The organism is Sulfitobacter sp. OXR-159, from assembly GCF_034377145.1.
Taxonomy (GTDB): domain Bacteria; phylum Pseudomonadota; class Alphaproteobacteria; order Rhodobacterales; family Rhodobacteraceae; genus Sulfitobacter.
On sequence record NZ_CP139707.1, the window covers coordinates 2309600 to 2331148 of the forward strand.

Genomic DNA, 21549 nt, shown 5'->3' on the forward strand with positions numbered 1-21549 from the left:
TGAGTACTCCCTTGCAAACGTGCCTCACTGCTAAGCCATAAAGCGGCAGGGTTCGCCACCCCACGGGAAGGCGCTGGCCCTTGGTTGCCGTGGCGAGCGGGCGCTCTAGGATTAGATGTACCGCAACATCCAATCCCGCGAGGCCCCCGCTTGCCCAAATCCTCCCGCACCCTGATCGCTGCGCTTGCACTGCTGCTCAGCATCGCCTTCGCGATTTCGCCCTTCTTCGTGCCCAGCTTCTCGGGCTTTGACCCGAACCAATTCCCGGTCCCGCAAGACAACCCGCCCGCGCAGCCTGCGGGCTATGCGTTTTCCATCTGGGGTGTGATCTATCTTTGGCTGATTATCGGATTGGCCTATGGGCTTTTGCGCGCGCCGCGGGATGGGCAGTGGCATGACATGCGCGTGCCGCTCTGCCTGTCGCTCGCCGTGGGGACAACATGGCTCGCGGTGGCCACCATGAGCCCGATCTGGGCGGCGGTGCTGATCTGGGTCATGCTGATCACCGCCCTGATCGCCCTGTTCCTCGCCCCGGTCGAAGACCCGCTGTGGGCCGCGGCCCCGGTGGGGCTCTACGCAGGCTGGCTCTCTGCCGCATCCTGTGTGTCGCTGGCGCTGCTTGCGGCGGGCTATGGCTATCTGGAAGAGCAGACGGCAGCCGTGGTCTTTGTCGGGCTCGCAGGGGCGATTGGGGCCATCGTGCAGACCGCCCTTGGCCGGACCCCCACCTACGGTATCGCGGTGATCTGGGGGCTGGTGGGCGTGATCGTGACCAATTGGGGCGAAACGCCCTTGGTCGCCTATCTGGCCTTTGGGGGCAGCATCCTTGTGGCGCTGCCCACGCTCAGGGCGTTTCGGCGGGGCTGACCGAGGTCAATCCCGGCGGCGACCGTCGGTGTGCTTGCGCAGCTTCGACGGCGCGGCCTTTTTGCGGTTTTTATAGGGGTTGGCATCCGACTGGCCGCGCATCCACAGACGGATCGGCGTGCCGGGCATGTCGAAATCCAACCGCAACCCGTTGACCAGATAGCGCGCGTAGCTGTCCGGCACCTTGTCGGGATGGCTGCACATCACCACGAAGCCCGGCGGACGGGTCTTGGCTTGCGTCATGTAACGCAGCTTGATGCGCTTGCCCTGCGGCGCGGGGGGCGGATGCGCCTCCATCATGCCCGAGAGCCAGCGGTTAAGCTGTGCGGTGGTGATCCGGCGGTTCCAGACCTCATAGGCGCGCATGATCGCGGCCTGAAGACGGTCAAGCCCCCTGCCCGTTTTGGCAGACACAGTGATCAGCGGCGCGCCACGCAGCTGCGGCAAGAGCCTCTCGAAGCTTTCCTTGAGATCGCGCAGCTTTTCCTGACGGTTCTCTTCGATGTCCCACTTGTTCACGGCAACAACGACGGCACGACCCTCACGCTCGGCCAAATCGGCAATCCGCAGGTCTTGCTGCTCAAACGGGATTTCGGCGTCGAGCAGAACGACAACGACCTCGGCAAATTTCACCGCGCGCAGACCATCGCTGACACTGAGCTTTTCAAGCTTCTCCTGCACCTTGGCCTTTTTACGCATCCCGGCGGTGTCAAAAATCCGCATCGGCACCGGATCACCATCCGGCCCGGCCCATTCGGTCATGAGAGAGATCGCATCGCGGGTGATCCCCGCCTCCGGTCCGGTGAGCAAACGGTCCTCGCCCAAAATCTGGTTGATCAACGTCGACTTGCCCGCATTGGGGCGGCCCACCACGGCAACCTGCAGAGGCTTGGCGCGCGTGGGCATCGGCACGGATTCGGCTTCGAGATCGGCGTCATCCTCAGGCAGGTCCACATCCGTCTCGGGCGCGTCCCGCGTGGCGCGGTCCTCATATTCATCGGCCAGCGGCATCAACATTGAGTAGAGATCGTTCAGACCTTCGCCATGTTCAGCGGAGAGGCGGATCGGCTCACCAAGACCCAGCGAATAGGCCTCGATCATGCCCGCATCGGCGGCTTTGCCCTCGGCTTTGTTACCGGCGAGAATTACATGAGCGGATTTCTTGCGCAGGATCTCGGCAAAGACCATATCCGACGGGGTCACGCCGACACGGGCGTCGATCATGAACAGACAGATATCGGCCATATCCACGGCACGCTCAGTCAGGCGGCGCATCCGGCCTTGGAGGCTGTCGTCGGTGACCTCTTCCAGACCGGCCGTGTCGATCACGGTAAAGCGCAGGTCGGCCAGTTTGGCCGCCCCTTCGCGCAGATCGCGTGTTACGCCGGGCTGGTCGTCGACCAGCGCAAGGCGTTTGCCGACAAGGCGGTTGAACAGCGTGGATTTCCCGACATTGGGACGGCCCACGATGGCAAGGGTAAAGGACATAATTCAGGCTCCGGGCCCCGGTTGGGCCAGTTCAGACACGCGCCTTAGCCTATTTGCGGCCTAACGGAAAGCGTGCAATTGCCCCTTGGTGGAGACGACATAAAGCGTGTCGCCTGCCACGACGGGGGCAGTGGTCGCCCCGCCGGGGATTTGGGTGGTGCCCGTCAGCCCGCCGCCCACGGGGTCAAAGCTGCGCAGCACCCCATCGTTGGACGCCACGATCACGCGGCCTCCGGCGATGATCGGGCCGTAATGCGCCACGACTTCGGATTGCCTTCTGGGCCGGTCCTTGACGAAATTCGGCAGCGGCGTGCCCCAGATGCGGCGGCCCGTGCTGGCGTCGAGCCGCACAAGTTCATTGAGGTCGGTGACCGCGAAAACAGAATCGCCCGCAGGCCAGACCGGGCCGATCGCCCCGTCGCGCGCGACCCATTTACGGTCCCCGCTGTTCACGTCGAGCGCGGCCAGACGGCCCGAATGGTTGCCCACATAGACAGTCCCGCCCGAGACCACGGGCGCGCTTGTCACGTCACCAACAAAGCTCAGCGCGCGGCCCTGACGTTTGCCCAGAACAGAGGTCGCCCACCGCTCAAGCCCGCCTTGACGGAACAGCCCCTGAACCTCACCCGAGCCGAAGGCGAAGATCGCAAGATCATTGGTGATGGCGGGCGCCGGTGCGCCCAGCACATTGCTGAGGCTGGTGACAGCACCGGTCTGCCACTGGATGCGGCCTGTGGTTTTGTCGAGCGCAAAGCCGGTATCGTCACCCGCCGTGAGATAGACCAGATCGCCCGAGACGGTCGGCGTGCCCGAACCCGTGGCGTCGAGGTCTTGCGTCCAACGCACTCCGCCTGTCGTCACGTCGAGCGCGGCCAGAACACCAAAGCCCACAGAGACGTAAAGCGTTTCGCCGTCCACGGCGAGCCCGCCACCGGTGGCTTGGCCTTCGCGGTCGGATGCGGGGGTGAGGTCGCGGGTCCAGAGCGTTTGGCCTGAGGTCGAGGTCGCAGTGACCTGCGCGCCTGCATCGAGCGTAAAGACGCGCCCGCCCGCGACCACCGGATCGGCAGTGATGCGCTGTTTGCGGCTGTCGCCCGCGCCGATCTTGGCGCTCCAGACCGGCTGCAATGTGCTGCGCAACGCGGGGTGGCCCACGCGGGTCGAGGGGGTGCCGACACTGTGGGTCCAGTTGGCGTTGTTTACCGCGCCGCCCAAAGCGATGGCGCGGCTGGTGTTTTCTGGCACCGGGCCGTCGATGGCGTCAAAGGCCGGGTCTTGCACACCGGGGTTTTGCAGCACCGCGCGCACGTCTTCACGTTTGCCCGGCAGATAGGTCTGCTCATCCGCGCAGGCCGTCAGCAGCAGCGCGGCACCGATGGCCCCCGCCACGCCCAGCCCCCGCAGACCCGCATGGCCGGGTTCGGATTCGCGATGCTTCGTCATGGACCTGCTCACTTTCTGTCTTTCCTCAACCTTCACGCCCCCGCCGTTTTCGGCGGGTGGATATGTGTCAGTCACCCGTTGCTTCGGGGATCTCCAGCTCAGCCGCTGCAGCAGCGTCTTCGACCCCCGGTTCTTCACCCAAGGCCACAATCACCTGAAGGGCGCGTTGTTGCAAGTCCGGGGTGGTTTCCGCATCGGAGAGAATGGATTGGTATCGCGCCACGGCCTTGTCGGTCTCACCCTGTTGGATGTCGATCAGGGCCAGTTGCTCTTCGGCCAGAAGACGCAGCGGGGCACCGGGCTGGGCCAGTGTTTCGAGCGCCTGACGCCGCTCTGCCACGGGCACCGATTGGCCCTGAAGGGTCACGGCCTTGAACTGCGCCAACTGGCGGTAAATCGGCGCAAGATCGCCGTCGAGCGCCACGGCGTCGAGCTGTTCGACGGCGGCGTCAATCTCACCGGCCTCGGCCAAGGCATCGGCACGCATGAAATTCAGCACGGCGCGGGCACCGGGGCCTTCGGCTTCAATCGGGGCAAGCGCTTCGGCGCGGGCATTGCTGGCATCCGCTTCAAGCGCTCCGAGCATGGCATCGCCCAAGGCTTCGGCCTGCGCGCGTTCTTGCGCTTTGCTATATTCGTTCCACGCGGCACCGCCGACGATGGCAACCACAGCGACCACAGCGATCCAACCATAGCGGCGCAGCAGGCCATAAAACCGGTCGCGGCGGACCTCTTCGTTCACTTCGTCAATAAAACTGTCGGTATCGCTCATCGCGCCCTGCCCCCGGCCTGATTTTGCCCCTCTTACCGCGCGTGGACAGCCAAGCCAAGACCCAGCGAACCGCAGCACGGTGTTGCGCGCTTGGCACGGGCAAGGGTCACGCTAGATCAGGGGCAGGATGCAACAAAGGAGAAGATGATGAGAGCGATAGCAATGGCCGCAGGTCTGGTGATGGCAGCGGTGCCCGCCTTGGCCCAAGATTTGGTGGCCAAAGTGTCACCCCATGACGTGGTGACAACGATGGACCGGCTGGAACGCGCCGTCGAAGAGGCCGGGGCCGAGGTTTTCGCCCGCGTCGATCACGCCGCCGGGGCCGAGAAGGTCGAGATGGAGCTGCGCCCAACGCAGCTTTTGATCTTTGGCAACCCCAAGCTCGGCACGCCCGCGATGCAGGATGCGCAGACCGCCGGGCTGGATCTGCCGATGCGGGTGCTGGTCTATGCCGATGGCGAAGGGGCCGTGCATGTGACCTATGCCGACCCTGAAACACTGGTTACGGCCCATGGCCTGCCCGAAGACGCGGAATATATCACCAAGATGACCGAGGCGCTGGACAACCTCACCGCCAAGGCGATCGGCGAAGAGTAACGCTTCTCCCCGCCCGGACCTTAGCGTTTGGGCGGGGTGTTCTGCGCCTTGATGAGGTTTTCCAGATCGGTCAGCCGCGACATGACCTCATCGCGGTAGGTATTGGTCTGCTCGTTGCTTTCCTCATGATGCGCGTCTTGCATCGAGTTCACAATCAGACCGACCAGCAGGTTCACCACCGCGAAGGTCGTGACCATGATGAAGGGCACAAAGAACATCCACGCATAGGGATAGACCTCCATCACCGGGCGCACGATGCCCATGGACCACGACTCGAGCGTCATGATCTGAAACAGCGAATAGCCCGAGCGCCCCAGCGTGCCGAACCACTGCGGGAAATCCGCGCCAAAGAGTTTGGTGGCCATGACGGAGGCGATGTAAAAGATTACTCCCATCAGCAGGAAAACCGAGCCCATACCGGGCAGCGCGTTGACCAGCCCCTCAACCACGCGGCGCAGCGAGGGGGCGACGGAGACGACGCGCAGCAGACGCAAGATGCGCAGCGCCCGCAACACGCTGAGCCCTTGGGTGGCAGGGATCAAAGAGATGGCGACGATCACAAAGTCAAAAATGCTCCAGCCGCGTTTGAAGAAATCCATCCCCCGACCGTAGAGTTTAATCGCGATCTCAATGACAAAGATGCCGAGACAGATTTTGTCGAGCAGCAGGATCAACGGCCCTACCTGCGCCATCACCTCATCCGAGGTCTCCAGCCCCAGAATGACAGCGTTGAACAGAATCACGCCCAGAATGAAGTTCTGAAACGAAGCGCGGTCAGCCAGTCGTGCCGCGCGGGCGCGCAGCGACTGTGGCGAGGGAGGGGAGAGATCGGTCATGGCGGTAGATATCGTGTGCCGCTTGGCACAACGCAAGAGCAGATCAGCAACGTTTGCACCATCGGCGGCAATGCCCCGCCCGTCTGCCAAAACAGAAGGCGGGGCCTGCGCGGCGTTTACTCTTCTTCCGCCTGCTGGCGCTGCCAGAGTTGGGCATAGCGCCCGCCTTGGGCCAAGAGCACCTCGTGGCTGCCCTGCTCAATAATCTCGCCCTTCTCCAGCACGACGATGCGATCCGCCTCTGCGATGGTGGAAAGACGGTGAGCGATGGTCAGCACCGTGCGCCCTTGGCTCGCCCGGCGCAGCGCGTCTTGAATCTCATGCTCCGTCTCACTGTCAAGCGCGCTTGTCGCCTCGTCCAGCAGCAGGATGGGCGGGTCTTTCAGCAGCGTCCGGGCGATGCCCACGCGCTGTTTCTCGCCGCCCGAGAGTTTCAGCCCCCGCTCGCCCACCGTGGTCGCATAGCCCTGTGGCAACGCCATGATGAAATCGTGGATCTGTGCAGCGCGTGCCGCCTCCTCGACCTCTTCCTGCGTCGCCCCATCGCGTCCGTAGGCGATGTTATAGCCGATAGTGTCGTTGAACAGCACCGTATCCTGCGGCACCACGCCAATCGCCATATGCAGCGAATGCTGGGTCACATCGCGCACGTCTTGCCCGTCGATCTTCAGCGCGCCCCCGGCGACATCGTAGAAGCGGAACAACAGCCGCCCGATGGTGGATTTGCCCGAGCCCGTCGAGCCGACAATCGCCACCGTCTCTCCCGGTTGCGCCTCAAGCGAGATGCCTTTGAGGATTTCACGGTCGGTGTCATAGGCAAAGCGCACATTCTCCAGCGTCACATGGCCACCCGTTACCTTGAGGTCCGGCGCATTCGGCTTGTCGTCAATCTCTGCCGGTTGTTCGAGCAGGCCGAACATCTGCCCCATGTCCACCAGCGCCTGACGGATCTCCCGGTAAACGGTGCCAAGGAAGTTCAGCGGCACGGTCAATTGGATCATATAGGAGTTCACCATGACGAAGTCGCCGACGCTGAGTTCGCCACTTTGCACGCCCATCGCGGCCATCACCATGACCCCCACCAGCCCCGCCGTGATGATCAACGCTTGGCCAAAGTTTAGGAAAGCGAGCGAATAGTTCGTCTTGATCGCCGCGTTTTCGTAGTCGGCCATTGCCAAGTCATAACGCGCGGCCTCGCGGCCCTCGGCGCCAAAGTATTTCACCGTCTCATAGTTCAACAGGCTGTCGATCGCGCGTTGGTTGGCCTCGGTGTCGCTGTCGTTCATCTGCCTGCGCAGACGCACGCGCCATTCGGTCACGGCAAAGGTGAACCAGACGTAGACCGCAATGGTCACGGTCACGACCGCCAGATACCAAATGTCGAACAAAACGGCGAGGATCACGCCGACGAGGATCAGCTCAAGGATCAGCGGCCCGATGGAGAACAGCAAAAAGCGCAGCAGAAAATCGACGCCTTTGACCCCACGCTCGATGATCCGGCTCAAGCCCCCCGTCTTGCGGGTAATGTGATAGCGCATCGACAGTTTGTGGATGTGCTGAAAGGTCTCGAGCGCCAACATCCGCAAGGCGCGCTGTCCGACACGGGCAAAGACCGCATCGCGCACCTGTTGAAAGCCCACGCCCATCAGCCGCGCCATGCCGTAGGCCACGGTCAGGCCAATCGCCCCAAGCGCCAGCATCGGCGCGCCCTCGCCCGCCAGCGCATCCACCGCGTCGCGGTAGAAGAACGGCGTGGCGACGATGATCAGTTTCGACACGAGCAGCGCCAACATAGCCAGAACAACCCGGCGTTTCACCCACGGCATATCCTTGGGCCAAAGGTAGGGTGCCACTTTGCGCAGCACCAAAAAGCCCGACTGACGCTCGGCGGCGTCGATCATCTCGGCCTCTGTGGGGATGCGCTCAGGCTTGGGGGTTTTGCGGTCGCGCCGACGCGCGGCGGGCGTTTGGTCTGTATCGGCTGGCATGGGAATTCCTGAAGTGATTACAGGCTACATAGGCCCCATCCGCCAAGGTTGCCAGTGTGGGGCGGCGCACAGCCGCTCTGCGCGCTGCGAATGCCGCCCCGCCTTGGGCCATCAGATCACTCTGGTGCGGGTTCTTCGGGCAGATCGAAAACCTGTCCGGGGTAGATCAGATCGGGGTCGCGGATATTGCCGCTGTTGGCCTCGAACACCTTCACGTAGAGCAATGGATCACCGTAGCGTTCGCGTGAGATCGCCCAGAGCGTGTCGCCTTTCTGGACCGTCACAGCGCTCAACGGGCCGCTCAGCCCTTCGGTGGCGGCGGCCAGCACCTCGGGGGATTCGCGTTTGAAGGGTGTCTCCACCCGGCTGGTCACATCGCCTGCGCGAGAAAGCTCATCCACCCGCAGGGTATAGACGCCCTCATCGATGTTCGGCAGATCGCCCCGCCAGCGGCCCTCCTGATCGACCGGCAGGCTGATCACCGCGTTGTTGTTGAGATAGACGCGCACTTCGCTGGTGTCCGGCTGCGCACGGCCTGCAAGCTGCACGTCACCCTGATCGGAATAGCCGATGGTGTCGAGCGCTACATTGGTCATCACCTGCGGCGGCGCGGTGTCGAGCCGCTCCACACCCTCGGCCGTGGATTTCAGCACCGGGGCTGGCGCAGATGGCTGAGCCGGGGCGGCGGTGGTGTCGGTTTCTTCCGTGGGCGTCGGGGTTGTGGTCTCAGGGCTGGGCGCGTCGCGTTCCGCAAGGCTGGGGGCATCGGTTGTGGGATTTGGCGTCGGGGGCCCCTGCGCAGGGGAAGCGGTACCGTCGGCAGCGCCAGTGGCGGCGTCCGCCGTTCCCGTCTCCGCCAGCGGCGTGGCTTGGGCTGGGGTGTCGGAGGTCGCCTGTTGCCCTTGGTCTGGCGCACGCTCTGGCGCAGTGCTGTCGCCCGCGCCAGTGCCCGTTCCGGCCAACCCCGCGCCAGTGCCTGTTCCGGCCAACCCCGCGCCAGTGCCCGTTCCGGCCAATCCCGCGCCAGTGCCCGTTCCGGCCAACCCCGCGCCAGTGCCCGTTCCGGCCAACGGAGTCGCTTGAGAGGGCGCGGTGCCGGCGGCAAGGTCTTCCCCCGCCTCGGTGACTTGTTCCCGCTCCGGTGCGGAGCCCGCTCCCTCGGCGGTGCCGGTTTCGGAAAGCTTTGTGGCTTGAGAGGGGTCAGAGCCGGTGGCTATCGCTCCTTCACCCGCGGCAGGCTCTTGCTCGGGGGCGGAGCTCACGCCCTCCGCGGTGCCGGTTCCGGAAAGCGGTGTGGCCTGAGTGGGGTCGGAAACCTTGGCGATCTCTCCTTCGCCCGCAGCGGGCTCTTGCTCTGGGGCGGCGTTCACGCCCTCCGCCGTGCCAGTTCCGGAAAGCGGTGTGGCCTGAGTGAGGTCGGATACGTTTGCAATCGCTCCTTCACCCGCGGCAGGCTCTTGCTCTGCTGCGCTGCCCTGGGCCCTGTCGGTTTCCAGAGGGTCCGATTGGCCTCCGCCCTCAATGGTCTCTTCCTCCGTTGTGGCCGTCTCGCTTGCAGCTGCGGGCGTTGCCGAACCGTCGTCAGATGTTGGCTGGCTTTCGGCAGCCCCCTCAGCCTCGGCGGTCGCGGTCCCGGCCAGCGGGGTCGCCTGTTCCGGAGCGGTCGCGGCGGGCTCGATTGCGGCCTCGTCCCGCTCTTCAGCAGGAGCATCGGTCGAGGCCGTCTGATCCGCAGGCGTCTCTCGCGTCATCTCGGCCTCGGAAAGCGAGGTCACGTCAGAGGCTTCAGCCTCCGCCTGCACGTCGCCCGGCGATGCGAGGTCAGGCTCGGCACCCTCGTCTGCTGCCGCCTCGCCATCGGGGTCCCCGCCCTCCTCCGCATGGGCAAGCGGGCTTTGTTCGGGCGTGGTGTCCGCCTCTGCCATCTGCAGAGGCGCTGCGGTCGGCGTGAGGATGATCTCTTCTTCCGAGGCGAGCTTGGTCTCACCGTCCTGCCCCAAAAGCGTCAGCACATGGCCCTTTCCGTCGGGGGGGATCATCGCGAGGGTCGCGAACTTTCCGGACCCATCGGCGGTGGCGGTGGCGATCTCTTCGCCGTCCTTCAACACGGCCACGCTGCTGCCGGGGGCCGCGCGGCCTGCGATCACAGTCATCCCATCGCTTTCGCGGCGCACTTCGTCGAAAGCCAGGGCCTGCGGCTCTGAGACCTGCGGCTCTTTTGCTTGCTGCGCGGTGCTGGGCTCCGTCGCTGCCGCGTCTTCGGGGCCGATGGAAACGCCCTGTACGGCATTTGGCACAAGCGTGGCGTTCTCTGGGGTGGCATCGCGTTCGGGGAGCACGGCCACGGTGGTTTGCCCTGCCTCCTCCGGCCCGCTGCGCTTGCTGCCGATCCAAGCGCCAAGCGCCAGCACCGCCGCCGCAAAGGCGCCCGCCGCCATCGCCCCCATGCCGCCAAACCGGCCAAATCCCTTGAACATCTTCTACTTCCCCTGTGGTTGAGCCTTTTTAGCAAGCAGGCTAACAGGGGTCAAAAGCGCAGACCATCTGCGCCGATTTTTCCAAATAATCAGGACACTTTACCATGCAACATTCTGTCTGTGTCTATTGCGGCTCCCGCCCCGGCGATGACGATGCTTTTACCCGTGACGCCGAAACGCTGGGCCGTGGTCTGGCCGAAGCCGGGCTGCGGCTGGTCTATGGCGCGGGCGATGTCGGCCTAATGGGCAGCGTCGCTCGTGCCGCCCAAGCGGCTGGCGGAGACACCTTCGGCGTGATCCCCGCGCATCTTGTTGCATGGGAAGTCGGCAAGACCGATCTGACCCGCTACATCGTGACCGAGACGATGCACGAGCGGAAGAAAGTGATGTTCATGAACTGCGATGCCGTAGCCGTTTTGCCCGGCGGCGCGGGATCACTAGATGAGCTTTTCGAGGTGCTGACATGGCGCCAGTTGGGCCTACATGAAAAACCGATTTTCCTTGTGAACACAAATGGATACTGGGATCCCTTCATGTCACTTATGAACCATGTCGTGGCTCATGGTTTTGCCGATGCGACGCTATTAAATTACGTCACCGTAGTGGCGGATGCCGATGCCGCTCTCAGCGCCCTGCGCCGCGCCTTGTCCTGACGGAAGCTGCTGACGGAATAGACCGCCAACGCGCACCAGATCAGAACGAAAGCCTGCACATGCCAGCCGGTGAAAGGCTCGCGGAACAGGACCACGGCGCAGAAAAACTGCAAGGTCGGGTTGATGTAGCTCAGCAATCCGGCCGTCGCCATCGACAGGCGCCGCGCGGCGTAGCTGAACAGGATCAGCGGCGTGGCCGTGATCGGTCCTGACAGTATCAAAAGCGCTGTATCGCGAAACGACACGCCAAAGGCCCCGGCCCCATTGTCACCCGTTTGCCACAGCACGAGCACCGCGAGGGGCGACAAAAGCAGTACCTCCGCCGTGACGGAGACCACCGGCCCCACCGCCAACCGCTTTTTCGCCAGCCCATAAAGCCCGAAGGAGGCTGCCAGCGCCAAGGCGAGCCAGGGCGCGGTGCCCAGCCCATAGGTGAGAAATGAGACGGCCACGGTGACCAAACCGACCGAGAAGAGCTGCACAGGGCTCAGCCGCTCGCCAAAGACCAGCCGCCCCAGCAGGACGGAGACCAGCGGGAAGATGTAGTAGCCCAAAGCGGCCTCGGTCGCCTGCCCGCTCTGCACCGCTGAGATGAAAAGATACCAGTTCGTCGCGATCACCAGCGCCGCGAAGGCGAGCAGACCAAAGGCCCGCGGCCCCGCCATCGCGTCGAATACCGCCCGCAGACGCCGCTGTACCGTCAAGACAATGATGAAAAACACCAGCGACCATACGGTGCGATGCGCGAGCACCTCGGCGGCGGGCACATGCGACAACAATTTATAGAAGATCGACGACAGCCCCCAGATGCAGCAGGCCGCGATCATGGCGGCGAAACCCTTGGTGGTGTCGGTCATTGGAAATCCTTGGCGCGGTAGACTGCTTCCTTGTGAAGGCAATCAATTCCCGCGCCAAGGGAAAAGTCAGGCTTGGGCCAATTCCCCGGCCACGATCTTTTCGATCTCGTCAATGGGGTGGTTGGTCAGGGTCTTGGGGATTTCGCCCACGACCTTGTTCCGCACCTCTTTGTGAAGATCATCGCGGAGATCACCCAGCACGGCGGGTGGCGCCACCAGAACGATCCGCTCGAAACGTCCCTTGTGGGCAAGCTTGTAAAGAATGTCCGCCAAGTCTTTGGCAAAGCGCTCTTTTTCCAGCTCGTGCCAATCGGTATCGTCAAAGGCAGAGCGGTGCCCGCTGGGCCCATCGCTCATCCGACCGGGGCGGTTGGCGGCTTGTTCCCGCGTCGGGGGATTTTCCTGCTGTTCCTTGCGCACGACCTGAAGATAAGGGTCTTTGCCGTCCGTGTGGTTTTGCAGGAAAAGGGCCTTTTCGCCATCCGCGATTAGAACCCATGTATCTTGGCTGAGTTTGGTCATGAAGGCTCTCCGTGGTTGCGTTTGTCTTCGCCGGTGACACGGGTCACGCCGTCTTCGCCCTTCTCGGCGCGGCGCATGGCGTCTTGGGTGCCAACGTCCTTTTGCAAATCGCCCCCGGCGCGGCCGCCTTGATCTGGCGTCTCAGCCTCGGAGAGGAATTTTTCCGTTTCCTTGGTACCGTCGTTGGATCGTTTCCGCTCGGCCATGTTGTCCTCCTTTTTTGACGTGAAGTCTCAGGGGAAAAACATCCGCGAAGGGGCTTGGGTTCCAACGAAAAAACCCCGCAGCAGGCTGCGGGGTTCTGTCTGTCACTTGGGGCCAGCCCAAAAGCCGGAGGACCGCATCACAGACGCGAGGCGACGTTGTCCCAGTTCACCCAGCCTGCGGCGCAGCCGCGGGCGGCGGTGGCTGGGAGAGCAACACCCGCATCAAGCGCAGGCGTCGCTCAAACGCGCCGCAACCTAATCACAGGCGCGAGGCGACGTTGTCCCAGTTCACCAGATTGTCGAGGAAGTTCGACAGGTAGTCGGGGCGCGCGTTGCGGAAGTCGATGTAGTAGGAGTGTTCCCACACGTCGCAGCCCAGCAATGCCGTCTGGTCAAAGCAGAGCGGGTTCACGCCGTTCTCGGTCTTGGTGACCTTCAGGCTGCCGTCTTTATCTTTCACCAGCCATGCCCAGCCCGAGCCGAACTGGCCCGCGCCTGCGGCTTTGAACTCGTCCTTGAACTTGTCGACGGAACCAAAGCTCTCGGTGATCGCTTTTTCCAGCTCGCCGGGAAGCTTGTTATCTTCGGGGCTCATCATTTCCCAGAACTGGTTGTGGTTCCACAGCTGGCTGATGTTGTTGAAAATGCCGGACTGCGCCACGGCGTTCGGGTCATAGGTGCCCTTGATGATCTCTTCGAGGGTCTTGCCCTCCCACTCGGTGCCTTCGATCGCCTTGTTGCCGTTGGTCACATAGGCGTTGTGGTGCTTGTCGTGGTGGTATTCCAGCGTTTCCTTGGACATGCCTTTGGATGCAAGCGCGTCGTGGGCATAGGGGAGATCGGGAAGTTCAAAAGCCATTTCTGGGCCTCCTCATTTGGGAATTTCGCTGCGGCCACTTGATGGGGATCAAGCGCCAACGTCAAGGTCAACGTCTGCAAATCGCATCCGTTCCAAGCGAAATAGTCAGTTTTTCTCCCGACTTATGCCGTTTGGAAATGGCCGACCTCGCTGGCAGGCTGGGCCGCGACACTGAGCAGGTCAAACATATACTGCGCAACCGATCGAAAGCAGATCACTTCAAAAGCACCGTCTTCGCGCAGCCAAAAGGCCGCTGGCACCTGCCCCATGCGGGTGCGGCGGAACATGCCGGGGGTGAACTGACCGGGGGCGAGGTCGACCGGCGCCAGCTTGGCCAGCACCTCCCGCGCATGGGGGCCGTCGACGCGAAACACCGCCCGCGCGCCGGAGACATCCACCGCCGTAGTGTAGGTATCCTCGAAGGCCGCATGCAGCCTCGCCAGCACCTCTGGGACCTGCGGATGCGGACAGAAAAGCAGCAGTTCGTCGGGCGACATCCAAGCCACGCCGGCTGCGCCTTCGAACTGGCACTGCCCGCGCTCCGGGCGGTCAACGCCGGTGAGTTTTTTGGTCACCTTGCGCACATAGGGGGCATCCAGATCGCCGCGAATGGTGATCATGCCCAAGGGGGCGACTTCGGAAATCGTAGCGATACCAGCGTCGTAGCGGGCGTTCTTCAACGCGGTGACGGGTTCAGACATTCTGTTTCTCCCCTTTGGGATCATAAAACACCGGGTCGACGATCATCGCCTCGTAGGTTTTGCCGTCGGTGCCGGGGAAGATCAGCACTTCGCCCATCCGGTCCGGCCCGTTCAGCACCAGCCCCATGGCGATGCCGCGGTCGAGCGTCGGCGAATGATAGGTCGAGGTCACGCGCCCCTGCATCACCTTTTGCCCGTTCTCATTCTCCCCTTCGCCAAGCGCGTAGGCGCCATCCGGCAGGGTGCTGCCATCCGTGGTCTCTAGGCCCACCAACTTCCAGCGTGTCGGGTCCTGCATATGGCTGCGCTGCTGGGCGCGTTTGCCAAGGTAGTCGTCTTTCTTTTTCGAAATCGCCCAGTTGAGGCCAAGGTCTTGGGGGATCACCGTGCCGTCGGTCTCATCCCCGATCATGATAAAACCCTTCTCGGCGCGCAGGATGTGCAGACATTCCGTGCCATAGGGCATCACGCCCAAGTCATGCCCGGCGATCAGCAGCGCATCCCAAAAGGCCTGCCCCTGCCCGGCCTCGACCGCGATCTCATAACTCAGCTCGCCCGAGAAAGAGATACGGAAGACCCGCACCTTGAAGCCGCCCAACTCGCCCTCGGTCCATTCCATAAAGCCAAGCGCCTCGCGGCTCAGGTCCATGCCGCCGAGTTTCTCCAGACACTTGCGCGCATTGGGGCCGACCACGGCCACCTGCGCGTAATGTTCGGTGGCGTTGACCACATGAACTTTCCAGTCCCACCATTCAGTCTGGAGCCATTCCTCCATATGGGCGTGGATGCTGTCGGCCCCGCCGGTGGTGGTGTGACAAAGGAAGGTCTGCTCATCCAGCCGCGCGACCACGCCGTCGTCGATCAGGAACCCGTTTTCATTGCACATCAACCCATAGCGGCATTTGCCGGGCTTCAGCGTCGACATCATATTGGTGTACATCATGTCGAGGAACCGCGCCGCATCCGGGCCACGCACGATCAGCTTGCCCAGTGTCGAGGCATCCAGCAGGCCGAGGTTTTGCCGCGTATTCGTTACCTCGCGCATCACCGCGTCATGGGTGCTTTCGCCGCTTTGCACATAGGCATAGGGCCGCCGCCACTGGCCGACCGGCTCCCAAACCGCGCCATTGGCCGCGTGCCAGTCATGCAGCGGGGTGCGGCGGATCGGCTGGAAGGTATCGCCCCGCGCCGCCCCCGCAATCGCGCCCATTGAGATCGGGTGATAGGGCGGGCGGAAGGTGGTGGTGCCGACGCTGGGTATCTCCGCATCCAGCGCCCCCGCCAGCGTGGCCAGCCCGTTGATATTGCTCAGCTTCCCTTGATCCGTCGCCATGCCGAGCGTGGTATAGCGTTTGGCGTGTTCGACAGAAACAAAGCCCTCTTGCGCCGCTAGCCGCACGTCCGAGACCTTCACGTCGTTCTGGTAATCCAGAAAGGTCTTCTCGCGCAGTTTGACGCTGGCGCCCTGCGGCATTTGCCAGACCGGCATCATCGGCGCTTCCTCGCGGCGCATGGCCTCGGGCGAGGTGAAATCGCGCGGCATCTTGAACCCGAGCGAGGTGGCCACCCCATCGGCGGCGGCATGGGCGTCGTGCAACACGTCGTCGAGCGCGAAGACCCCCGCCGCAGCCCCCGCGGGCGTGACGAAACCGTGGCCATCCGCCCCGGTGGGCGGATGATCCTGATCGGGGCGGAAACAGGCATGCGTCTTGTCCCATGTCAGCTTGCCGCCGCAATGGGACCACAGGTGCACCACGGGCGACCAGCCGCCCGACATGGCGACGGCGTCGCAGGCGATCTCTTCCAGCACCGCGCCTTCGCCCGCCTGCGAACAGACCGCCACGCCGGTCACGCGCTTGCCCCCCTGAACCGAGGAAACCGCATGGCCCATGACCACCCGAATGCCGAGCGCCTTGGTTTTTGCGACCAATTCGCTGTCTTGTGGCAATACCCGGGCATCTAGCACGGCAGGCACATCCAGCCCCGCCTGCTTTAGCGCAATGGCGGTAAGATAGGCGTTGTCGTTATTGGTGACCAGAACAGTGCGGTCCCCCGGCGAGACCCCGTAATTCGCCACATAGTCGCGCATGGCCGAGGCCAGCATCACGCCCGGCACGTCATTGCCCGCAAAGCTCAAAGGCCGCTCAATCGCGCCTGTCGCGGTGATCACATGCCCGGCCCGAACGCGCCACAGCCGGTGGCGGGGGCCTAAGGCTTCTGGGGCATGATCGCGTATCCGCTCATAGCCCAGCACATAGCCGTGATCGTAGACACCCGCGCCCATGGTCCGGTCGCGCAGGTCGACATTCTCCATGCCGCGCAGACGGTCGAGCGTTTGGGCAATCCAATCCTCAACCGGTGCGTCATCCACCGTGCCCCCATCGACCGGCGCACGCCCGCCCCAATGGCCGGATTGCTCCATCACGATGACCCGCGCGCCGCTCAGCCCCGCCGCCAGCGCCGCTTGCAGCCCCGCGACCCCGCCGCCGATGACCAGCACGTCGCAGAAGGCGTGGAAGTGTTCATAGGAATCCGCATCCGCCGCCTTTGGCGCTTTGCCCAAGCCTGCGGAATGGCGGATGATCGGCTCGTAGAGGTGCTTCCACAGCGGGCGCGGATGCATGAACATCTTGTAGTAGAACCCCGCGGGCAGAAAGCGGCTGAGGTGTTTGTTGAGAGCGCCCACATCGAACTCAAGGCTCGGCCAATGGTTCTGGCTTTCCGCCGCCAACCCCTCGTAAAGCTCGGTCGTGGTAACCCGGGCGTTGGGCTCAAACTGCCCCTCTTGGCCCAGCCCCACCAAACCGTTGGGTTCTTCGGGGCCGGAGGTCACGATGCCGCGCGGGCGGTGGTACTTGAACGAGCGCCCGACCAACACCTGATCGTTGGCCAGCAGAGCCGAGGCCAGTGTGTCACCCTCATAGCCGCGCATTTGCTTGCCGTTGAAGGTGAAACTCAGCGGTTTGCTTTTGTTCAGCAGGCGGCCGCCTGTGGCCAGTCTTGTGCTCATCTTGGAAAACCTTGCGGGCTGAAGAAAGAGGGATGCCGGTGCGGGGATCGGAACCGAACGGGGCTAGTTGGCGCTGTGCCACTGCCAATCAGGATGGCGATTGCGGATCGCCTCAAGGATGTGTTCCGGCGGGGCGAGGGTCTGGGCCGCATAGCTGCCAAAAACTTCAAGCGTGGCGGTATCACGGGCCATGTGGAACCACTTGCCACAGCCATAGACATGGCGCCACCGCTCCAGATGCACTCCCTTCGGGTTCTCGCGCATGAACAGATAGCTCTCGAAATCGTCGTCCGCGCCGCTGGGGCCGACACGTTTCAGATGCGCTTCACCGCCGCCGTGAAACTCTGCCTCCTCGGCGGTAACATGACAGCAAGGACAGGTGAGGATCAGCATGGGCAGGCTCCTTGTCGTATGGAGAACGGCAAAACGCCGCCCCGGCGCAAAGGCGCGGAACGGCGTCGGTCGTGAAAGGGCAGCGTCCCGCGGGACGCTGCCAAAGTCGGTTTACTCAGTCGGTGTGGCTGTCTCTTCGACTGCGTCCGCTGTGCTTTCGGCTGCGCCTTCGATGGCTTCGCCTGTGCTTTCGGTTGCGCCTTCGACGTTGACGTTAACGTCATTCGCACCGTCGATGTCGCCACCTGCAAAGAGGAAGTAGGCCAGCAGAGCCACGACAACGACAACCGCGCCAACGATAAAGGCAAGGCCGCTGCTGCCGCCACGATCAGTCGTGGTTGTGGTCGTGGTGGTGTTGGTGTGATCGACGTGGTCTGTGCGGTTGTTTTCCGGGGTTGCCATTGTTCAGCTCCGTTATATTCAATGTCTGAACAGGCAACTCCAGCGCGGGCGAATTCGTTCCGTGCATTACAACGCTTCAGCGATTTGTGGCCGATCCGCAACATCAGTGCGCCACCCCGGCGGCAACGGATTCGTCGATAAAGCGGCCTTCGGCGAACCGCTCTAGCCCAAAGGCGTCGGTCAGCGGTGAATGCCCCTTGGCCATCAACTCGGCAAAACCCCAGCCCGACCCGGGGATCGCCTTGAACCCGCCCGTGCCCCAGCCGCCGTTGATAAAGACCCCCTCCACCGGGGTCTTGCTGAGGATCGGAGAGCGGTCGCCGGTCACATCCACGATCCCGCCCCACTGCCGCAACATCTTGAGCCGTGAGATCATCGGGAAGGTCTCAACCAGCGCGCGCACCGTCTCTTCGATATGATGGAAGCTGCCGCGTTGGGTGTAGTTATTGTAGCCATCGGTGCCGCCGCCGATGACCATCTCGCCCTTGTCGGACTGGCTCATGTAGCCGTGCACCGTATTGGCCATCACAACGACATCCATACAGGGTTTGATCGGCTCGCTGACCAGCGCTTGCAGGGCGACGCTTTCCATCGGCAGACGGAAGCCCGCCATATTCGCCAACTGCCCTGAGTGTCCGGCGACGACCATGCCCAGTTTGTCGCATTCAATATCGCCGCGTGTGGTGCTGACACCGGTGACCTTGCCGCCCGTCTGGCGCACGCCGGTGACCTCACATTTCTGGATGATGTCCATGCCCATATCCGAGCAGGCCCGCGCATAGCCCCAAGCCACCGCATCATGCCGCGCCGTGCCGCCGCGCGCTTGCCACAACCCGCCGAGCACAGGATAGCGCGGCCCGTCGATGTTGATGATCGGCACAAGTTGTTTGACGCGGTCCGGCCCGATGAACTCCGTGCTGACGCCCTGAAGCGCGTTGGCATGCGCCGTGCGCTGATAGCCGCGCACCTCATGTTCGGTCTGCGCCAGCATGATCACCCCGCGGGGGCTGAACATGACGTTGTAGTTCAAATCCTGACTCATCGTCTCATAGAGACTGCGCGCCTTTTCATAGATCGCGGCCGAAGGGTCTTGGAGATAGTTCGAGCGGATGATCGTAGTGTTGCGCCCGGTGTTGCCGCCGCCGAGCCATCCCTTTTCAAGCACCGCTACATTGGTGATGCCGAAATTCTTGCCCAGATAATAGGCCGTGGCCAGCCCATGCCCGCCTGCGCCGACGATGATCACATCATAGCGTTTCTTGGGCTGAGCATCGCGCCACGCGCGGGTCCAGCCCGTATGATGGCGCATCGCCTCTCGGGCCACTGCGAAAACGGAGTATTTCTTCATCACGTCACTTCCCGGCAAGGATTCGGGCCGCGCGGGCGGCTGAGGTCTTTTCTGAGCCTAGGAGCAGATATTCGAAATGACCACCACGGCATTTGGACGCGGTTTTGCGACATGTGGTGCAATTGGTGAAAAATGCCGCAGGGGGCGCAGCAATTGCGGTCTTTTGTTGGGGCCGGGCAAAGGTTAGGTAGAGGCCATGATATTCTGGTTTCTCTCTGGCGCGATGGCGCTTGTCGTGGGCGGTTTTCTAGCGCGGGCCGCGTGGCGCGGTGCGGATACGCCCCTCCCCGCACAGGCGGATTATGATCTCAAGGTCTACCGCGACCAATTGGACGAGGTGGAGCGTGACCTCGCCCGCGGTGTGGTGTCTGAGACCGATGCCGTCCGGATCCGAACCGAGATCTCGCGCCGGATCCTCGCCGCCGATGCTGGGCGCGACACTCGTGTGCAAAGCACGTCGCGGCCCGCGCCGCTCGTGCTGATCGGGGGGATTATCGCTTTGGGTGCCGGGTCACTGGCGCTGTACTGGCATCTGGGCCAACCCGGCTATGGTGATCTGGCGCTTGCTGACCGCATCGCCTTTGCCGAAGATATGCGCCGCAACCGCCCCAGCCAGCAAAGCGCGGTGGAAAGCCTGCCCGCCAGCCCCAGCACCGAAGGGCTGAGCGCCGACTACCTCGCGCTGATCCAACAGCTCCGCGCCACGGTCAAAGAGCGCCCCGAAGATCTGCAAGGTCAGACCCTGCTTGCCCAGAACGAAGCCCGTATCGGCAATTTCGCCGCCGCTGCCGAGGCGCAGGGCAATGTGCTGCGTCTCAAAGGCGCGAACCGGACCGCGAAGGACATCGCGGATTACGCCGAACTTTTGGTTCTCGCGGCGGGGGGCTATGTCTCTCCCGAGGCGGAAACCGCCCTGCGGGAAGTGCTCAACCGCGATGAGCAGGATGGCCGCGCACGCTATTACCTTGGCCTGATGATGGTGCAGACCGGGCGGCCGGATGTCGGTTTCCGCATTTGGGACGCGCTGTTGCGGCGCGGGCCTGCGGAGGCGGCATGGATCGAGCCGATCCGCGCGCAGATTTCGCAGGTCGCCAGCCTTGCCGGGGTGAATTACGAGATGCCGCAGATCGGCACCGGCGCCCCTGCGCGGGGGCCATCCGCCGAAGACATCGAAGCCGCCTCGGAGATGAGCGCAGACGACCGGATGGAGATGATCGGCGGGATGGTGGCCGGGCTTTCGGATCGTCTTGCCAGCGAAGGAGGCCCGCCGCAGGACTGGGCGCGGCTGATCACATCGCTTGGCGTTTTGGGCGACACCGATCAGGCCCGCGCGGTCTATGACAACGCGCTTGAGGTCTTTTCAGGCGATAATGCGGCGCTGGACATGATCCGCAGCGCCGGAGAACGTGCAGGAGTGGCAGGATGATTTACGACGACACGGCAGATTTCATCGCCGCCCTGCCCCCGATGCAGGCGCTGATCGGGCTTGATCTGGGCGAAAAGACCATCGGCGTCGCGGTGAGTGACAGCTTCCAATCCGTCGCCACCCCGCTGGAAACCGTGCGGCGCAAGAAATTCGGCGTGGATGCCGCGCGTCTGGCCGAGATCATCGCCGAGCGCCGTATCGGCGGGCTGGTCTTGGGATTGCCGCGTAATATGGACGGCTCAGAAGGGCCGCGCTGCCAATCGACCCGCGCTTTCGCACGCAACTTCGACCGGCTCACCCCGCTGCCCATCACCTATTGGGACGAGCGGCTGTCGACCGTGGCCGCCGAACGCGCATTGCTAGAGGCCGACACCACCCGCAAACGCCGCGCCGAGGTGATCGACCATGTGGCCGCGGGCTATATCCTTCAGGGGCTGCTGGACCGTTTGCAGGTGATGCGCCGTGACTAAGAAGCTCTGGCAGCGCAATGAGGTCGAAAGCCCCTGCATCAACATCTGCGTGGTGCATCCCGAAAGCCGGCTCTGCACGGGCTGTTTGCGTTCGATTGATGAGATTGGCCGCTGGTCAGCGATGAGCCCGGAGGAGCGCCGCGCCATCATGGCGGAATTGCCCCAACGTGAAAGCGTCCACGCAAAACGGCGCGGGGGCCGCGCGGCAAAACTGGCGCGGCGGCGCGACTAGCG

General features: G+C 63.4%; 21 protein-coding genes. 6 read left to right on the forward strand and 15 right to left on the reverse strand.

The features are described 5' to 3' along the window. Positions 1-150: 150 nt before the first annotated feature. Positions 151-867, forward strand: coding sequence for a tryptophan-rich sensory protein (locus T8A63_RS11910; RefSeq protein WP_067630708.1), 717 nt, complete (start codon positions 151-153; stop codon positions 865-867). 6 nt (positions 868-873) lie between these two features. Here T8A63_RS11910 and der read toward each other — a convergent pair whose 3' ends face one another. The 3 genes from der to T8A63_RS11925 all read right to left on the reverse strand — a co-directional run bounded on the left by der (position 874) and on the right by T8A63_RS11925 (position 4570). Then, positions 874-2355 carry a ribosome biogenesis GTPase Der gene (gene der / locus T8A63_RS11915; protein ID WP_322343925.1) on the reverse strand — a complete coding sequence of 494 codons (1482 nt, stop codon included), beginning with the start codon at positions 2353-2355 and terminating at the stop codon, positions 874-876. A 60-nt stretch (positions 2356-2415) separates the two neighbouring features. Then, entirely contained in the window at positions 2416-3798 is a 1383-nt protein-coding gene (locus T8A63_RS11920) for a PQQ-like beta-propeller repeat protein (protein ID WP_322343926.1), read from the reverse strand. 67 nt (positions 3799-3865) lie between these two features. Next, complete coding sequence (locus T8A63_RS11925; protein WP_322343927.1) at positions 3866-4570, reverse strand: tetratricopeptide repeat protein; 705 nt, start codon at positions 4568-4570, stop codon at positions 3866-3868. 147 nt (positions 4571-4717) lie between these two features. On the opposite strand from T8A63_RS11925, the gene T8A63_RS11930 reads away from it, so the two are divergent. Continuing rightward, positions 4718-5167, forward strand: coding sequence for a DUF302 domain-containing protein (locus T8A63_RS11930; protein ID WP_416153210.1), 450 nt, complete (start codon positions 4718-4720; stop codon positions 5165-5167). A gap of 20 nt (positions 5168-5187) precedes the next feature. Here T8A63_RS11930 and T8A63_RS11935 read toward each other — a convergent pair whose 3' ends face one another. The 3 genes from T8A63_RS11935 to T8A63_RS11945 form a co-directional block, all read right to left on the reverse strand. Continuing rightward, complete coding sequence (locus tag T8A63_RS11935) at positions 5188-6003, reverse strand: ion transporter (protein WP_067630712.1); 816 nt, start codon at positions 6001-6003, stop codon at positions 5188-5190. Between the two features lie 116 nt (positions 6004-6119). Beyond that, entirely contained in the window at positions 6120-7991 is a 1872-nt protein-coding gene (locus tag T8A63_RS11940; RefSeq protein ID WP_416153211.1) for an ABCB family ABC transporter ATP-binding protein/permease, read from the reverse strand. A gap of 116 nt (positions 7992-8107) precedes the next feature. Continuing rightward, on the reverse strand, positions 8108-10468 hold the full coding sequence (locus T8A63_RS11945; protein WP_322343929.1) for a LysM peptidoglycan-binding domain-containing protein: 2361 nt from the start codon (positions 10466-10468) through the stop codon (positions 8108-8110). Positions 10469-10572: 104 nt separating this feature from the next. Here T8A63_RS11945 and T8A63_RS11950 point away from each other — a divergent pair, with 104 nt between their 5' ends. Further along, a complete protein-coding gene (locus T8A63_RS11950; RefSeq protein WP_067630692.1) occupies positions 10573-11121 on the forward strand; it encodes a TIGR00730 family Rossman fold protein in 549 nt (182 codons plus the stop codon). Here the strand turns inward: T8A63_RS11950 and rarD are convergent. The 9 genes from rarD to T8A63_RS11995 form a co-directional block, all read right to left on the reverse strand. Then, positions 11058-11978, reverse strand: a complete 921-nt coding sequence (rarD, locus tag T8A63_RS11955; protein WP_322343930.1) for an EamA family transporter RarD — start codon at positions 11976-11978, stop codon at positions 11058-11060. The genes T8A63_RS11950 and rarD overlap by 64 nt on opposite strands. Positions 11979-12044: 66 nt before the next feature. After that, positions 12045-12500: a host attachment family protein gene (locus T8A63_RS11960; RefSeq protein ID WP_067942325.1), complete on the reverse strand. Its 456-nt coding sequence runs from the start codon at positions 12498-12500 to the stop codon at positions 12045-12047. Next, a complete protein-coding gene (locus T8A63_RS11965) occupies positions 12497-12706 on the reverse strand; it encodes a hypothetical protein (RefSeq protein WP_322343931.1) in 210 nt (69 codons plus the stop codon). Before T8A63_RS11965 ends, T8A63_RS11960 begins: the two co-directional genes overlap by 4 nt. A 259-nt stretch (positions 12707-12965) precedes the next feature. Beyond that, positions 12966-13565: a superoxide dismutase gene (locus T8A63_RS11970; protein WP_259949156.1), complete on the reverse strand. Its 600-nt coding sequence runs from the start codon at positions 13563-13565 to the stop codon at positions 12966-12968. A gap of 122 nt (positions 13566-13687) precedes the next feature. Further along, complete coding sequence (locus T8A63_RS11975) at positions 13688-14266, reverse strand: sarcosine oxidase subunit gamma (protein WP_067630677.1); 579 nt, start codon at positions 14264-14266, stop codon at positions 13688-13690. Then, positions 14259-17276 (reverse strand): sarcosine oxidase subunit alpha family protein, encoded by a 3018-nt coding sequence (locus T8A63_RS11980; RefSeq protein ID WP_322343932.1) that lies wholly within the window; start codon positions 17274-17276, stop codon positions 14259-14261. The genes T8A63_RS11975 and T8A63_RS11980 overlap by 8 nt, the downstream gene beginning before the upstream one ends. 63 nt (positions 17277-17339) lie before the next feature. After that, the gene (locus T8A63_RS11985; protein WP_322343933.1) at positions 17340-17669 is read right to left on the reverse strand and encodes a sarcosine oxidase subunit delta; all 330 of its coding nucleotides are present in this window, start codon (positions 17667-17669) and stop codon (positions 17340-17342) included. A 111-nt stretch (positions 17670-17780) separates the two neighbouring features. Then, positions 17781-18071: a hypothetical protein gene (locus T8A63_RS11990; RefSeq protein WP_067630669.1), complete on the reverse strand. Its 291-nt coding sequence runs from the start codon at positions 18069-18071 to the stop codon at positions 17781-17783. 103 nt (positions 18072-18174) lie between these two features. Further along, positions 18175-19419: a sarcosine oxidase subunit beta family protein gene (locus T8A63_RS11995; RefSeq protein WP_120350745.1), complete on the reverse strand. Its 1245-nt coding sequence runs from the start codon at positions 19417-19419 to the stop codon at positions 18175-18177. A gap of 196 nt (positions 19420-19615) precedes the next feature. On the opposite strand from T8A63_RS11995, the gene ccmI reads away from it, so the two are divergent. From ccmI to T8A63_RS12010, 3 genes are read left to right on the forward strand one after another with little or no spacing between them, the layout of a single operon-like run. After that, positions 19616-20845, forward strand: coding sequence for a c-type cytochrome biogenesis protein CcmI (ccmI, locus tag T8A63_RS12000; protein WP_322343934.1), 1230 nt, complete (start codon positions 19616-19618; stop codon positions 20843-20845). Next, on the forward strand, positions 20842-21315 hold the full coding sequence (gene ruvX, locus T8A63_RS12005) for a Holliday junction resolvase RuvX (RefSeq protein ID WP_120350743.1): 474 nt from the start codon (positions 20842-20844) through the stop codon (positions 21313-21315). Before ccmI ends, ruvX begins: the two co-directional genes overlap by 4 nt. Then, on the forward strand, positions 21308-21547 hold the full coding sequence (locus T8A63_RS12010; protein ID WP_322343935.1) for a DUF1289 domain-containing protein: 240 nt from the start codon (positions 21308-21310) through the stop codon (positions 21545-21547). The genes ruvX and T8A63_RS12010 overlap by 8 nt, the downstream gene beginning before the upstream one ends. Positions 21548-21549 lie beyond the last annotated feature (2 nt).

Coding starts and splice junctions, on each gene's coding strand:
- der (WP_322343925.1), bottom strand. CDS start 2,355: ATGTCCTTTACCCTTGCCATCGTGGGCCGTCCCAATGTCGGGAAATCC.
- T8A63_RS11920 (WP_322343926.1), bottom strand. CDS start 3,798: ATGACGAAGCATCGCGAATCCGAACCCGGCCATGCGGGTCTGCGGGGG.
- T8A63_RS11925 (WP_322343927.1), bottom strand. CDS start 4,570: ATGAGCGATACCGACAGTTTTATTGACGAAGTGAACGAAGAGGTCCGC.
- T8A63_RS11930 (WP_416153210.1), top strand. CDS start 4,718: ATGAGAGCGATAGCAATGGCCGCAGGTCTGGTGATGGCAGCGGTGCCC.
- T8A63_RS11935 (WP_067630712.1), bottom strand. CDS start 6,003: ATGACCGATCTCTCCCCTCCCTCGCCACAGTCGCTGCGCGCCCGCGCG.
- T8A63_RS11940 (WP_416153211.1), bottom strand. CDS start 7,991: ATGCCAGCCGATACAGACCAAACGCCCGCCGCGCGTCGGCGCGACCGC.
- T8A63_RS11945 (WP_322343929.1), bottom strand. CDS start 10,468: ATGTTCAAGGGATTTGGCCGGTTTGGCGGCATGGGGGCGATGGCGGCG.
- T8A63_RS11950 (WP_067630692.1), top strand. CDS start 10,573: ATGCAACATTCTGTCTGTGTCTATTGCGGCTCCCGCCCCGGCGATGAC.
- rarD (WP_322343930.1), bottom strand. CDS start 11,978: ATGACCGACACCACCAAGGGTTTCGCCGCCATGATCGCGGCCTGCTGC.
- T8A63_RS11960 (WP_067942325.1), bottom strand. CDS start 12,500: ATGACCAAACTCAGCCAAGATACATGGGTTCTAATCGCGGATGGCGAA.
- T8A63_RS11965 (WP_322343931.1), bottom strand. CDS start 12,706: ATGGCCGAGCGGAAACGATCCAACGACGGTACCAAGGAAACGGAAAAA.
- T8A63_RS11970 (WP_259949156.1), bottom strand. CDS start 13,565: ATGGCTTTTGAACTTCCCGATCTCCCCTATGCCCACGACGCGCTTGCA.
- T8A63_RS11975 (WP_067630677.1), bottom strand. CDS start 14,266: ATGTCTGAACCCGTCACCGCGTTGAAGAACGCCCGCTACGACGCTGGT.
- T8A63_RS11980 (WP_322343932.1), bottom strand. CDS start 17,276: ATGAGCACAAGACTGGCCACAGGCGGCCGCCTGCTGAACAAAAGCAAA.
- T8A63_RS11985 (WP_322343933.1), bottom strand. CDS start 17,669: ATGCTGATCCTCACCTGTCCTTGCTGTCATGTTACCGCCGAGGAGGCA.
- T8A63_RS11990 (WP_067630669.1), bottom strand. CDS start 18,071: ATGGCAACCCCGGAAAACAACCGCACAGACCACGTCGATCACACCAAC.
- T8A63_RS11995 (WP_120350745.1), bottom strand. CDS start 19,419: ATGAAGAAATACTCCGTTTTCGCAGTGGCCCGAGAGGCGATGCGCCAT.
- ccmI (WP_322343934.1), top strand. CDS start 19,616: ATGATATTCTGGTTTCTCTCTGGCGCGATGGCGCTTGTCGTGGGCGGT.
- ruvX (WP_120350743.1), top strand. CDS start 20,842: ATGATTTACGACGACACGGCAGATTTCATCGCCGCCCTGCCCCCGATG.